This window comes from Paenibacillus sp. BT-177, assembly GCF_025846815.2.
Classification (GTDB): domain Bacteria; phylum Bacillota; class Bacilli; order Paenibacillales; family Paenibacillaceae; genus Paenibacillus; species Paenibacillus polymyxa_C.
In genome coordinates this window covers 26,505-42,094 of sequence record NZ_JAOYTP010000006.1, presented here as the reverse complement: position 1 = coordinate 42,094, position 15,590 = coordinate 26,505, and the positions used below count along the sequence as shown (strand labels likewise).

The 15,590-nt window shown below is 57.9% G+C and carries 1 protein-coding gene; it reads right to left on the bottom strand.

The window, feature by feature from the left end; all coding sequences use genetic code 11:
- Nucleotides 1-61: 61 nt before the first annotated feature.
- The gene (locus OIU26_RS18170; RefSeq protein WP_264217585.1) at nucleotides 62-15,058 is read right to left on the bottom strand and encodes a non-ribosomal peptide synthetase; all 14,997 of its coding nucleotides are present in this window, start codon (nucleotides 15,056-15,058) and stop codon (nucleotides 62-64) included.
- Nucleotides 15,059-15,590 lie beyond the last annotated feature (532 nt).

Here is a 15,590-nt window from a genome sequence, read left to right as displayed (position 1 = left end):
TTCGCCGTCTTCCTTGGGATGCGCGCCGCTTTCATTTGACGGCGGAGGCGCGCTTGTAGGATTAGAACGCGAATTCGATCGTATCGACGGCACTTTTTGCGCCTGCCGCCGGTTTATGACATTCAATCCGGCTTAGCTCGAGTTGTGGATTTTCCGCAATTTGAGACAGTACCCGCAGGTAATCCTCGGTCAAGGTGCGGATCATCGCTTTTTTGAACAGCTTGGTGGCGTAGAAGAAGCCCCCGCTCAGCGCCCCGTTGTTTTCATACATAAACAGCGTCAGATCGAACTTCGCTTCTTCCAAATGGTCAAGCTCGTAAGTCTTCAGGCTGACCCCTTCCAGCTCGGCGTCTCGTTCTTCGATATTTTGCAAGTCGAAAACGGCATCGAACAGCGGGAAGCGGCCCGGCTCCCGCTTCACATTCAAACGCTCCACCAGCTCCTCGAATGGATAATCCTGGTTCTCGAAAGCACCCAAAGCCGTTTCCTTCACTTCTTCCAGGTAGGACAAGAACGTTTTGTCGCCCGACGGGCGATTGCGGATCGCCAGCGTATTGACAAACATCCCGATGACCGGTTCCAAATCGGCGTTCGTTCTTCCCGCCACCGGGGTGCCCACGACCAAGTCCTCCTGCCCGCTGTACTTGGACAGCAGCACGGTATAAGCCGCAAGCAGCACCATGAACAGCGTGCTTTCACGCTCGGCCGCCAATTCGCGCAGCCGCGTAGAGAGAGAAGCTTCGACGTCGAACTCCAGATGCGCACCTTCGTAGCTGCGAGCCGCAGACCGTTCGTAGTCCATCGGCAGGTCCGCCGTCGGCAGCTCGCCTTCGAAGGTTTGCAGCCAGTAAGCTTCCTGCCGCCCGATCCGCTCTCGGTGGGCCTTCGACTGCTGCCAAACGGCATAATCCTTGTATTGAATGCGCAGTGGCGGCAGTTCTTCCCCGGCGTAGAAACTCGAGAACTCATCGATCACAATCGCCATTGATACGCCGTCGGACACCATATGGTGCATGTCGAAAAGGAGAATATGCAGGTTCGGCTCCAGTTCGATGACCCCGGCGCGCAGCAGCGGCGGCTTGCCGAGATCAAATGGACGAACGAAGCTGCGGACGATCTGCTCGATTTGAGCCGCATCCTCTTTATCCGCTTGATGATGCTCGATAGCAAAATCGACCTGCGGGTAAATCCGCTGAACCGCTTCGCCCTTCACGATTTCAAAACCGGTGCGCAGCGATTCATGCCGTGTTATCAATTTCCGCAAGGCGGCTTCCAACCGGTCTAAATCAAACTCGCCTTCCACCTGCACCAACTCCGGCATGTTGTAAAGCTGATCCGCTCCATCCAGCGTGTGCTGAATGAACAGCCGTTTCTGCGCGGAGGACAGAGGGTAGTACTCTCTCTCCTCCGCTTGAGGAATGGCCTCATGCTCCCGCCGTTCCATCCGGGCGATCGCCTCGGCCATCGCCGCAATCGTCGAGTGACGGAATACGTCGCGCAGCGGCAGGTTGACGTTTAATTCCTTAAATACCTTGCCCGCCAGCGTCGTCGCTCGCAGGGAGTGGCCGCCGATGTCGAAGAAGTTGTCGTGAACGCCAATCTCCTTCGCAAGCCCCAGCACCTCCTGCCAAATCGCCGCCAGCTTCGTTTCCAGCTCATTGCGCGGTGCGACGTACTCCGTTCCACTTCCCGCTTCCCCTTCTGGCGCCGGCAGCGCCTTCCGGTCAATCTTTCCGTTCGGCGTCAGAGGCAGGCGCTCCATCTCCACAAAGTACGACGGGATCATGTAGCCCGGCAGCTCCTGCGCCAGCGCGCCGCGCAGATCGTTCACTGCCAGCTCCGCTCCGGTATCCGGCGTGTAATACGCGCATAGCGCCTTCTGCCCGTTCGCGTCACTTCGAACCAGCACCACCGCTTCGCGCACGCCTTCCACCCGCAGCAGCTGCGACTCGATCTCGCCCGTCTCGATCCGGTACCCCCGGATTTTCGCCTGGTTGTCGATCCGGCCGATGAAGTCCACGTTCCCGTCCTCCATCCACCGCGCCAAGTCTCCCGTGCGATACAGCCGCTCGCCCGCGGCGAACGGGCTGTCTACGAACTTCTCTTCCGTCAGCTCCGGACGGTTCAAGTACCCGCGCGCCACTCCGACTCCGCCGATGACCAGCTCGCCCAGCACCCCAACCGGCACCGGGTTCAGGTGCGCATCCACGATGTAGAATTTCGCATTCAGCCACGCTTTGCCGATCGGCACATTGCCTGTCTGCGGCAGCTTCGCCAGCTCCTCGTCGTAGAAGCTGGAGTCGATCGCCGCTTCCGTCACGCCGTATGCGTTGATGATCCGGAACAACGAGCCGAAGCGTTCCTGCAAGGTCCGGTAATCCGCCACGCTGCAGCTGTCCGAGCTCGTGATCAACAGCTCCATCCAGCTCATATCCAGCCGCTGCTCGTGCACGTACTCCAGGAACGGCACGATCAGCGCCGGCGTCGATTCGAAGATGGTGACCCGTTCCCGCTCAATCCAGTGGTGCAGACGAGACGGATCAATCCGGTCGTCCTTCGGCACGATCACCATCGTGCCTCCGTTGTACAGCGTCCGCGCGATATCTCCCACGAACACGTCGAACGAGAAGCTTGCAAGCTGCAGCAGCCGCACCGGGAACTGATCCAACCGGTATTCCCGCCGGTAGCCCGCCGCCGTGTTCACCAGGCTGCGGTGCTCGATCATCACGCCCTTCGGCTTGCCCGTCGTTCCCGACGTGTAGATCACGTACGCCAGGTCCTCTGGACGGGCTTCATGGAAGCTGTCGGTGCCAACATGCTGATGGCTCTCATCGCCATCGTCCACAGCATCCGTCAGCTTGCCGGAGACCATGCCCGAGCCAATCGGCGCATTCGCCCGCTCCTCGCTGTACGACGCTTCGTCGTCCAGGTACAGCACCGCCGCCAGCGCCAGCTCCTCTTCGTCAAGCCAGGCTTCAGTACGCTCTCGCAGCGCCGTTTGCGTCAGCAGCACCTTCGCTCCGCTGTCTTCGAGCATGAACCGCACGCGCTCCGCCGGATAATCCGGGTCGAGCGGCACATACGCCCCGCCCGCTTTCCAGACGGCCAGCACGGCCACCAGCAAGTCTACCGAACGCTCGGCGAGAATGCCGACGATCGTCTCCCGACCGATGCCGCTTGCGCGCAGCGTAGCCGCCAAGCGGTTTGCCCGCTCGTTCAGCTCCGCATACGTCAGCCGATCGTTCTCGTACACGACGGCTGCCTCTTCCGGCGTGCGCTCCACCTGTTCCTCAAACAGCCGGTGGAACGCGGCCGCAGGAGCCGCTTCCGGCTGCGCCGGGTTGAACGCGCCGAGAATTTGCTCTTTTTCCTCTGCCGTCAGCAAGTTCAGCTCGGCAATCTTCGCACCTGGACGGCTTACGATCGTTTCGAGCAGCTGCTCGTAATGTTTCGCCAGCCGTTCGATCGTCTCCCTTTTGTAGAGAGCCGTCGCATATTCGAAGCTGTAATCCAAGCCGCCGTTCTCCTCGCCCACATCCAAGCTGATATCAAACTTCGCGGTATCCAATGCGCTCGGATAAGGAATCAGGCGAAGCCCTTCCAGCTCAAATTCCTCGTTTTCCGTATTCTGCATCGTAAACAGCGTGTCGAAGAGCGGATTGCGGCTTAAATCACGGGTGACTTGCACCTTGTCCACCAATTCTTCGAACGGATAGTTTTGATGCTCGAAGGCATGGAGGGTCGTTTCTTTGACTTCGTTCAGGTATGACAGGAATGTCTTCTCCGAAGCCGGATAACTGCGGATAGCCAGCGTGTTTAAGAAAATCCCGATCAACGGCTGCACATCTCCATGATTCCTTCCGGCAATCGGCGTACCGACGATCACGTCTTCCTGACCTGAATATTTATGCAGAAGGACGTTATACGCCGCAAGCAGCACCATAAACAGCGTCGTGCCCGTTTCCGAGGCCAGCTGCTTCAGTCCGTCGGTTTTCGAAGCGTCGAAGAAAAACTCCAGCGTTTGGCCTTCGTAGCTCTGCACGGCCTGACGCGGATAATCGGTCGGCATTTCCAGCACCGGCAGCTCGCCTTGGAACATGTCCAGCCAGTACGCCTCCTGACGCTGAAGCCGTTCCTTCTGCTCCTGCGAATGCTGCCAAACGGTGTAGTCTTTGTACTGAATGCGCAGAGGCTCCAATTGCTCGCCTCCGTACAAGCGGACGAATTCTTCAACAAAGATTTCCATCGAGACGCCATCGGAAATAATATGATGCATGTCGTACATTAGAATATGACGTTCTGGAGCCAGCTCGACAAGGCCTACCCTCAGCAGCGGAGGCTTCGCCAAGTCAAACGGACGGACGAAACGGCGAACCATCTCTTCGGCCTCTTGCTCATCCACTCGATAGAACTCCACGGCAAAATTCACGTCTTGGTAAATCCGCTGCGATGCTTCGCCATCCACCATTTCGAACCCGGTGCGCAGCGTTTCATGCCGCGCCACGAGCTTACGGAACGCTTCTTCGAACCTTGCCCGGTCCAAAGCACCCTCCAGCAGCATCGCTTCCGGCATGTTGTAGCTAAGCTCCGCGCCTTCCAGTTGATTCAGGATAAAGAGACGTTTTTGAGCAAAAGATTGCGGGTACACCTCTCGGTCATCCGCCACCGGAATGGCAACGAATGTCTGCTCATCCAGCCTGGAAATGGCGGCCGCCATGCTCTCGATGGTGGAATGGCGGAACACGTCGCGCAGCGGCAGATCCACGTTCAACTCTTTATGAATCTTGCTGACCAGCGTCGTCGCCCGCAGGGAGTGGCCGCCGATGTCGAAGAAGTTGTCGTGAACGCCAATCTCCTTCGCAAGCCCCAGCACCTCCTGCCAAATCGCTGCCAGCTTCGTTTCCAGCTCATTGCGCGGTGCGACGTACTCCGTTCCGCTTCCCGCTTCCCCTTCCGGCGCCGGCAGCGCCTTCCGGTCAATCTTTCCGTTCGGCGTCAGAGGCAGGCGCTCCATCTCCACGAAGTACGACGGGATCATGTACCCCGGCAGCTCCTGCGCCAGCGCGCTGCGCAGATCGTTCACTGCCAGCTCCGCTCCTGTATCCGGCGTGTAATACGCGCATAGCGCCTTCTGCCCGTTCGCGTCACTTCGAACCAGCACCACCGCTTCGCGCACGCCTTCCACCCGCAGCAGCTGCGACTCGATCTCGCCCGTCTCGATCCGGTACCCCCGGATTTTCGCCTGGTTGTCGATCCGGCCGATGAAGTCCACGTTCCCGTCCTCCATCCACCGCGCCAAGTCTCCCGTGCGGTACAGCCGCTCGCCCGCGGCGAACGGACTGTCTACGAACTTCTCTTCCGTCAGCTCCGGACGGTTCAAGTACCCGCGCGCCACTCCGACTCCGCCGATGACCAGCTCGCCCAGCACCCCGACCGGCATCGGGTTCAGATGCGCGTCCACGATGTAGAATTTCGCATTCAGCCACGCTTTGCCGATCGGCACATTGCCTGTCTGCGGCAGCTTCGTCAGCTCCTCGTCGTAGAAACTTGAGTCGATTCCCGCTTCCGTCACACCGTATGCGTTGATGATCCGGAACAACGAGCCGAAGCGTTCCTGCAAGGTCCGGTAATCCGCCACGCTGCAGCTGTCCGAGCTCGTGATCAACAGCTCCATCCAGCTCATATCCAGTTGCTGCTCGTGCACGTACTCTAGGAACGGCACAATCAGCGCTGGCGTCGATTCGAAGATGGTGACCCGCTCCCGCTCAATCCAGTAGTGCAGACGAGACGGATCGATCCGGTCGTCCTTCGGCACAATCACCATCGTGCCTCCGTTGTACAGCGTCCGCGCGATATCTCCCACGAACACGTCAAACGAGAAGCTTGCAAGCTGCAGCAGCCGCACCGGGAACTGATCCAACCGGTATTCCCGCCGGTAGCCCGCCGCCGTGTTCACCAGGCTGCGGTGCTCGATCATCACGCCCTTCGGCTTGCCCGTCGTTCCCGACGTATAGATCACGTACGCCAGATCCTCCGGACGGGCTTCATGGAAGCTGTCGGTGCCAATATTCTGATGGCTCTCATCGCCGTCGTCCACAGCATCCGTCAGCTTGCCGGAGACCATGCCGGAGCCAATCGGCGCATTCGCCCGCTCCTCGCTGTACGACGCTTCGTCGTTCAGGTACAGCACCGCCGCCAGCGCTAGCTCCTCTTCGCCGAGCCAGGCTTCGGCGCGCTCTCGCAGCGCCGTTTGCGTCAGCAGCACCTTCGCTCCGCTGTCTTCGAGCATGAACCGCACGCGCTCCGCCGGGTAATCCGGGTCCAGCGGCACATACGCCCCGCCCGCTTTCCAGACGGCCAGCACGGCTACCAGCAAGTCCACCGAACGCTCGGCGAGAATGCCGACGATCGTCTCCCGGCCGATGCCGCTTGCGCGCAGCGTAGCCGCCAAGCGGTTCGCCCGCTCGTTCAGCTCCGCATACGTCAGCCGATCGTTTTCGTACACGACGGCTGCCTCTTCCGGCGTGCGCTCCGCCTGTTCCTCAAACAGCCGGTGGAACGCGGCCGCAGGAGCCGCTTCCGGCTGTGCCGGGTTGAACGCGCCGAGAATTTGTTCTTTTTCCTCTGCCGTCAGCAAGTTCAGCTCGGCAATCTTCGCATCTGGACGGCTTACGATCGCCGCAAGCAAATGTCCGAAATGAGTCGACAGCCGCCGGATCGTGCTTTCTTTATAAAGAGCCGTTGCGAATTCAAAGCTGCACTCCAGGCCGCCGTTTTCTTCCGTAACATCCACACTCAGGTCGAACTTGGCCGTGCCGTATTCGCTAGGGTACGGGGACAATTTCAGCCCTTCCAGCTCAAACTCTTTATCCTCCAAGTTTTGCAGGGAGAACATCGTGTCAAACAGCGGGTTGCGGCTCAAATCCCGGCTGACCTGCACTTTATCGACGAGCTCTTCGAACGGATAATTCTGATGCTCGTAAGCGCCTAAGGTCGTTTCTTTCACTTCTTCCAGATACGACAGGAAGGTCTTCTCCGAAGCCGGATAATTGCGGAGCGCCAGCGTATTGACGAACATTCCGATCAAAGGCTGCGTGTCTCCGTGCGTTCTGCCCGCAATCGACGTTCCGACGATCAAATCGTCCTGACCTGTGTATTTATGCAAAAGCACGGTATATGCCGCAAGCAGCACCATATACAGCGTCGTTCCTCTTTGAGCGGCCAGCTGCTTCAAGCCTTCGTTCGTTGCCTCGTCCACGAAGGACGTCAGCGTTTGTCCCTCAAAGCTCTGCACGGCAGGACGCGGATAGTCCGTCGGCATTTCCAGAACCGGAAGCTCGCCCCGGCAACGATCCAGCCAGTAAGCTTCCTCGCGTTTCAACTGCACTTTTTGCTCGTCCGACTGCTGCCATACCGCATAGTCCTTGTATTGAATGCGCAAAGGCTCTAATGATTCGCCGCCGTACAGACGAACGAGTTCCTCGACTAACACGTCCATCGAAACCCCGTCGGAGACGATATGGTGCATGTCGAACATTAGCAAATAACGTTCGGCTGCCAGCTCTACGAGCTCCGCCCGCAGCAGCGGAGGCTTCGCCAAGTCGAAAGGCCGGATGAAGGCCTGCACGACTTCGGGCGCTTCTTCCTCGCTCGCATGACGGTACTCAACGGCAAAGTCGACGCTCTCGTAAATGCGCTGTACAGCTTCGCCTTGTACGATCTCAAAGCCAGTTCGCAGCGTTTCGTGCCGTGCGATCAGTCCGCGGAAAGCCTTCTCCAGCAGGCTCCGGTCAATCGATCCTTCCAGCAGCAGCACGCCCGGCATGTTGTAGCTCTGATCGGCCCCTTCCAGCTGATTCAGAATAAACAGCCGCTTCTGAGCTGAGGAAAGCGGATAATATGCTCTTGCGCCTGCCAGCGGAATCGACGAGAACGACTGCTCTCCGATCCGGGAGATGGCCAGAGCCATCTCTTCGATCGTCGAGTAGCGAAATACGTCGCGCAGAGGCAGCTCGACGTTCAGCTCCTGATGCACCTTGCTCACCAGTGTCGTCGCCCGCAGGGAATGGCCGCCCAGGTCGAAGAAGTTGTCATGAACCCCGATGTGCTCCAATCCGAGCACGCTTTTCCAAATTCCGGCCAAACTGGCTTCCAGCGGAGTCCGAGGCGGAGTACGTCCTTCGCCCGGCTGCAAGCTCTCCTCCGGCGCCGGAAGGGACCGGCGGTCGACCTTGCCGTTCGCCGTCAGCGGGAGCCGCTCCAACTGGATCAGGTACGCCGGGATCATGTAGGCCGGCAGTTCCTGGGAAAGCGCGCTCTTCAGCTCGGCCGCCGGAAGCTCGCGGTCCGCTTCATAATAGGCGCAAAGCTGCTTCTCGCCGGAGGCGTTTTTCCTCGCGAATACCGTCGTTTTCCGAATTCCCTCCACTTTCTGAAGCTGAGCTTCGATCTCGCCCAGCTCAATGCGGAAGCCGCGGATTTTCACTTGGTCGTCCGTCCGTCCTACGTATTCGATCGTGCCGTCCGGCAGCCATTTCGCCAAATCCCCCGTCCGGTACATGCGCTCTCCCGGCACAAACGGATTGTCCACAAATTTCTCCGCCGTCAGCTCCGGCCGGTTATTGTAGCCCCGTACCAAGCCTTCTCCGCCGACGCAAAGCTCCCCGGCCACGCCGATCGGCAGAAGCTTATTCCGGCTGTCGACGATATACACCGTCGTATTGCTGATCGGCCGTCCGATGGGTACGGTAACCGCCGACTCATCGACGAAGTCGACCGGAAGGTACGTGGTATAAACCGTGCTTTCCGACGGGCCGTACAGATGGTTGAGCCTGCCCGGTCCGATATAGGCGAGCGCTTTACGCACATGGCCGACCGACACGCGCTCTCCTCCGAACAAAATCGCCCGGACATCCCGCAGGCAGTCGACGTTCACATCTACAAGGATGTTGAAGAAAGCCGTCGTAATCAGCATGACCGAGATGCGCTCGCGCTGGATGAGATCCGCCAGCCGGCCGATTTCCAGCAAAGTCTCGCGAAGAACCAGCACCAGCCGCGCCCCGTTGGTCAAAGCGCCGAAAATATCGAAAATCGCTCCGTCGAACGAATAGCTCGAAAGCTGGAGGACATGATCCCGCTCGGTGATGTCGATATAATTCGTATTTCGCACGATCCGCACGATGTTGCGGTGCGAAACAAGGTTGCCTTTCGGCTTGCCCGTCGTCCCTGACGTATAGATGACGCAAGCCAGATCAGTCGCTTCGGTGCCTGGATTTAGATTTGTGCCGTCCTCGTGATAGAAGGACTCGTCATCCAGTAAGATCACGGAGTCTGAACCCGCCAGGCGCTCGCGCAAGCGGCTTTGCGTCAGCATGACCTGCGCTCCCGAATCCTCGATCAAGAAACGGATACGCTCCTCGGGATATTCCGAGTCAATCGGTACGTAAGCCGCTCCGGCTTTGTGTGCCGCCAGCATGCCCACCACCATTTCAATGGAACGCTCAGCCATAATGGCGACCAGACGGCCTTTGGATATCCCGTGGCTACGCAAGGTACGGGCAAGGCGGTTGACGCGTTCGTTCAGCTCGCGGTAGGTCAGCTCTTGCTCATTCAAGGAGATGGCGGCTGCATCCGGGATGCGCTCCGCCTGCTCTTCGAACAATTGAATGAGCGTCTTCCCGCGCGGAAATTCCGTGATGGTGTCGTTAAAACGTCCGAGAAGGTCGGTTTTTTCCGCCTCCGTCACAAGTTCCAGCTCGCCCACTGTAATTTCCGGGTTATCCGTCACCTGCTCCAGCAGATGGACGAGATGCCCCTTGAGCCGCTCGATGCTGTCTTTATCGAACACTTCGGCGTTAAAGTCGAACCGAATTTCGATCTCGACTCCCGGCACCACGGTCACGTTGAAGTTATAGTTCGTCTGCTCCTCCATCTGAACGTCAGCGATCGTCAGGTCGCCGTGCTGCTGGTCGCCCGCCTGCTCCATCTGCTCGTCCACTGGATAGTTCTCGAAAGCGATGATATGGTTGATTAGGTTCTGCTTTTGCACGCTGCGGGCTTGAATTTCATACAACGGATAGTAATCATAACGCCCGGACTCCAGCGCCCGCTCTTGGAGCTTCGCCATCAGGTCGGCGAACACGGTGTCCGCTTCGCTCGTGACGCGGACCGGCACCGTATTGATGAACAGCCCGATCATGGACTCGATACCCGGGATTTCTGCCGGTCTTCCGGCCACGACGCTGCCGAATACGGCATCGTTTGTCCCGTTATATTTTTGCAGCATCACGCCCCAAGCGGCTTGCAGCAGCGTATTGACCGTAACCAGGCGCTGTTTCGCCACCTGGTCCATCCGCTCGCTCAAGTCTTTGCCCAGCTCGGCCGTGACGTGATCAGCCGTAAATCTGCCGTTCGGCGCCGGTTCCTTTTGTCCCGGGAGTACGGTTTGCCCTTCATAACCTGCCAGGAATGCCGTCCAATAGCCGGATGCCGCCTGATCGTCCTGTTTCTCCAACCATTCGATATAGGCGCCATAATCCGATCCATTATCTCCCGCTGGCTGCTTGCCGGATGCCAAGGCCGAGTACGTCTCAAACAGCTCTTGCGTCAGCTGCGGTAGGCACCAGCCATCCATCAAAATATGCTGGAAACTCCACAGCACATGATAGCTTTGCTCTTCGGTGCGCAGGATCGTAACCCGAACGAGCGCGTCATGTTCCAGGTCGAAGCCGCGAAGCTTGTCATCCTCGGCTTTTTTATCCAAGTACGCTTGTTTCTCGTCCGACTGCAAATGAAGCAGCTCTTCATATTCAAAGCCGACCGGCTTGTCGCGGTATATGATTTGCAGCGGCTCGCCCGCCGGTCCTTTCACAAAATTTGCCCGCAGCACCAGATGACGTTTCGCAAGCTCCATCCAGCTCCTCTCGAAAAGCTGGACGTCGAGCGCTCCCCGCATCGTAAACTGCGTCTGCTCGAAGTAAGCTGCCGTTTGCTGGTCAAGCGCACTGTGGAACCACATGCCCTTCTGCATCGGCGTAAGTGAGTAAATATTTTCGATTTCCCCGAGATGGCCCGAGCGCTGGGCGATTTGCTCCAATTCCGCGATGGTCAAGCCTTTAAATTGCACGTCGCTCGGCGTCAATTCGGTGTTTTCTTTGCCTGCACAGTGGGTAATGAGCTCTCGGAGACTTTGCTCAAGCCGCTGAGCGAAGGCTTCCATCGTTTCCTTGCGATACTGCTTCCGGCTGTAGCTGAGATCGAGCGATAAAGCGCCTTCCAGCACCATGCCGTTGATATCCAGCACAAAGCTGCGGGCCTGCCGGTCGCTGGCCGAGCTGCCGCTGGAATAAGAAGATATGCCGATCTCGTCCTGATTGACATCATCGTCGAACTGGCCGAGGTAGTTAAAATTAATTTCCGGCTCTGCGCCCCAAACAAAGCCATCCTCCGATTTGGAGAGATAGCGGCATACGCCGTACCCAAGCCCCTTGTTCGGAATGCGGCGCAAGCTTTCCTTGACCTGTTTAATCTGATAGGCCAAATCCCGGTCGGTTTCCGGCTCCAGGACGACCGGAAACTTGGTCGTAAACCAGCCGACTGTGCGCGTGATGTCGATATCCGTTCCGATCGATTCGCGTCCGTGTCCTTCGAGATTGATCCGCACCCGTTCGTGTCCCGTCCACTTGCGAACGGCTATGCCGAGCGCCGTTACCAAAATATCGTTCATTTCGGTGTTGTAGGCCCGGTGAACCCGCTTCAGCAGCAGCTCCGTTTCTTCGGGAGTCAAACGGACGAACAGCGATTCGCTGTCCTGCTGCGTCGTAACGTCCGCCTCCAGATCCTTCGGCAAGGCCGGAACCGCAATTTGTTCCACGGCTTGCCAATAGGCCCGTTCCTTCGCCATCTCCGGGCTTTGCGCGTAAGCGGCCAGCTGCTCGGACCAAGTGCGGTACGCATCCGTTTTCGCTGGGAAACGAATTTCCTCGCTTTTGCCGGCCTGCTCGTAACCCAGAGCGAAATCCTCCATCAAAATGCGCCAAGACACGCCGTCCACCACGGCATGATGAACCGCGAGCAGCAAATGATCGCCGTCCGCGCACCGGAACAGTCCCGCCTTCACGAGGGGCCCGTTCTCCAGATCGATACCCGCTTGAATGTCCGTTGCCTTCGCTTCCACAGCCTGCGCGGTATTCTCCGCATCCTTGAAGTCGAACACGTCCAGCGTGAACAGCCCGCCTTCCTGAATCGCGCGATTCCGCGCACTAAACCCGTGTTCCGTCTTACGGAACACCATCCGCAAGGCGTCATGATGCTCGGCCAGCTTTTGCAGCACCTGACGCACCGTCTCTTCGTCAAAGCGTTCCTTCCGGTACAGCATCACCGACTGGTTGAAATGATGCGGGTCCGCAAAGGAGCTCTCGAAAAACCAATGCTGAATCGGCGTCAGCGCCGTTTCACCCGTTATTTCGCCTTGATCGATGGTACGTCCGATCGGTTTCACATGCAGGCTGAGCTGTGAGATAGTCGGATATTTGAACAAATCCCGGATTTCCAGCTTGTACCCGGCTTGATGAAGCCGCGAAGATACTTGAATGGACTTGATCGAGTCTCCGCCCAGCTCGAAGAAATGATCCGTTACCCCAACGCGATCGGCGTTCAATACCGCCTGCCACACATCGGCAAGCGTCCGCTCGGCTTCATTGCGAGGAGCTACGTACGCGCCGCCGGTCAGCGCATTTCCTTCCGGAGCAGGCAAAGCCTTGCGGTCGATTTTGTCGTTCGGCGTGAGCGGCATCCGCGGAAGCTGAACAAAATGCGCCGGAATCATGTAATTCGGCAATTTTTGCGCCAGCGCGCTTCTCAGCTCGCCGAGCGTAAGCGGGCGGCACGCGACCAGGTAAGCGCACAGTTCTTGCCCGTTTTTGCCTTCCCGCGCGATTACGATCGTCTCCTGCACGGAGTCGATCTGCAGAAGCTGCTCTTCAATCTCGCCGATCTCGATCCGGAATCCACGGATTTTCACCTGATGGTCAATCCGGCCCAAGTACTCAATATTTCCGTCCGGCAGCCAGCGGGCCAAGTCGCCCGTCCGGTACAGTCTCTCTCCGGGCTCAAACGGGTGTTCGATGAATTTCTCCGCCGTCAGATCCGGCCGGTTCCAATATCCCCGGGCGAGGCCGACGCCCGCGATGCACAATTCCCCTTCCACTCCGATAGGCGCCAGTTGATTCTGTGCGCCCAGTATATACAAGCGATGGTTCCAGATCGGACGTCCGATCGGTATCGCTCTGCGTTCGGTGTCATACGTAGACGCCGACCACACGGATGTGGCGATCGAGGCTTCCGTCGGACCGTACGCGTTATAGTACTGTACCTTGTCTTTCCACTGCTGCACGAATTCGGCTGAAACGGCGGAGCCCGCCGTGATGAGCCTGCTCAGACTCGGCAGGCGGTCTGAATTCAAATAAGCCGCATAAGTTGGCGGCAAAGTGGCGATCGTAATTGCATGCTCGTTCATGAAACGTTCGAACAGCTGATCATCCAAAATCGTCTCGGTTGACGGTATATATAAGGTCGCCCCGAAATATAGAGCGTTGAACATCTCCCAGCACGACGCATCGAACGATAGGCTGGCGAATTGCAGCACTCGATCCTGTTCGGTCGTGTGAAGCGTATGGGCAAACGTCAGTTTCAGGCTGACCAGCCCGCGATGCTCCAGCATGACCCCTTTGGGTTTGCCCGTCGTACCTGATGTATAGATGACATAAGCCAGATCGTTCGGACCGCTGACCGGCTCTAGGTTCGAGCCATCGTCGCTGTAGGCCTGCTCGTCATCCAGCGCCACCACGGTCCCTTCGAACGGCACCTGCTGCTGCAGCTCCCTTTGAGTCAGCAGCAGCTGCGCGTTCGAGTTCTCCAGAATGTAGCGGATGCGTTCTTCCGGGTATTCCGGGTCGATCGGCACGTAGGCACCGCCAGCTTTCAGAACCGCTAGAATGCCAACGACCGTCTCCAGCGATCTCCTAGCCATCAAGCCTACCAGCTGATTGGGCAGCACGCCGACCGATCGCAGCGTCCGCGCCAGCCGGTTCGCCCGTTCGTTCAGCTCCGCGTACGAAAGCCGGCGCCCCTCAAAGACAACCGCCGTCGCTTCGGGCACCCGCTTCGCCTGCTCCTCCACGAGCTGATGAATCGTCCGATCACGGGGATAGTCCTTCTCGGTATCGTTAAAGCTTTGCAGCAATTGAAATTTCTCGTCCTCCGACAGCATGTCCGCCCGCACAATGTCCAGCTCCAACTCGTGAAGCCCCACGGCCAGCAGGCGATTCAGATGGCCGACGACCCGCGTCATGAACTCGGAGTCATATAAGTGCTCGTTATATGACAGCGCTAGCTGTATCGTCCCGCCGGTTAAGCTAAATTCAAAGGAACAATCCGTGACCACGTTTTGCCCGATTTCGTCCAGATGCAGCTCCTTAAGGGATACTAGCGTATGGACGACGGGTATCCCGTTTGCATATTGCAGGTCCAACTTCTCTGTCATTTTTAAGAATGGAATATGTTGATGCTGAATCGCTTCCGGCAAGGAAGTCCTCAGCTCGCTCAGAAGCGTTTTAAAAGTCGCACCCGCCGAAAGCGAGTTTTTCAAAATGGCCGTATGATTAACGGATCGGCGCGTCTCCGTCGGTTTCCGTACAACCGGCATGCCGACCAGAATGTCAGAAGCGCCTGTATATTTATGCAAGAGCGACTGAACACCTGCGAGCAAAATCATAAAAGTGGCCAGCGGAGCGCCCTTGCTCATTTGAAGGACGCGCTGCGCCACTTCCTCCGGAAGCGTCCCGCCGACGGTTGTCATAATGGGCGCCAGGGAGCTTGGAGCTTTGCTGTAAGGCAGCCGCGTCAGGGTATAATCGTCGCTACCGAATTTTTCGTTCCAAAACAACGTTTCTTTTTCAAAAGCCATCTGGATCGTTCCCCTCTCTTCATCGGTAAAAGCAATCCGGCGGAGCATATGCCGCAGCAACGCTTCAGCCTCGCTCCCCGCCTTTTCAAACATGTGACAAGAATGTCAATGGCTTTCGCCAGGTCACCGCTTTGCTTGCCCGGTTGATCGCATGCGGCAATCCTCTGCCTAGCAGCTGTCCCGCTCGGCTCCTATGCGTGAAAGACAACTAAGAGCATCGTTCTACGCAAGAGATGCGGCTGCTTCCGGCTCCTCCGCTTCAATATGCTTGCTGCGGACGAGCCGCCCGAAGACGGGCTTTGGTTTAACATTGGGTTCGGAATTGGAATTGGGGGTGGACAAGGGATGTTCCTCCCATCGATGTAAGGCTTGCTGTAGGGTTCCGGCCGGCCAGCAGGAAGTCGGCCGTACCTCCGGATTCGGCACCGGAGCTGCCTTTGTCGAAGCCTATGTTTAAGGGATATTGATACACTCTATGTACGATTTGTGTATTCCCCCGTCTGGTGTGGATAAGTAAAGATACGGCTGCGGGGTACTGAGCTTTTCCTGACGATTAGATGTGACGATGGGTCTGTATGAGGCTCAAAGAATGCTCCGTATGGCATGAACGGGACAGTCTTTATTT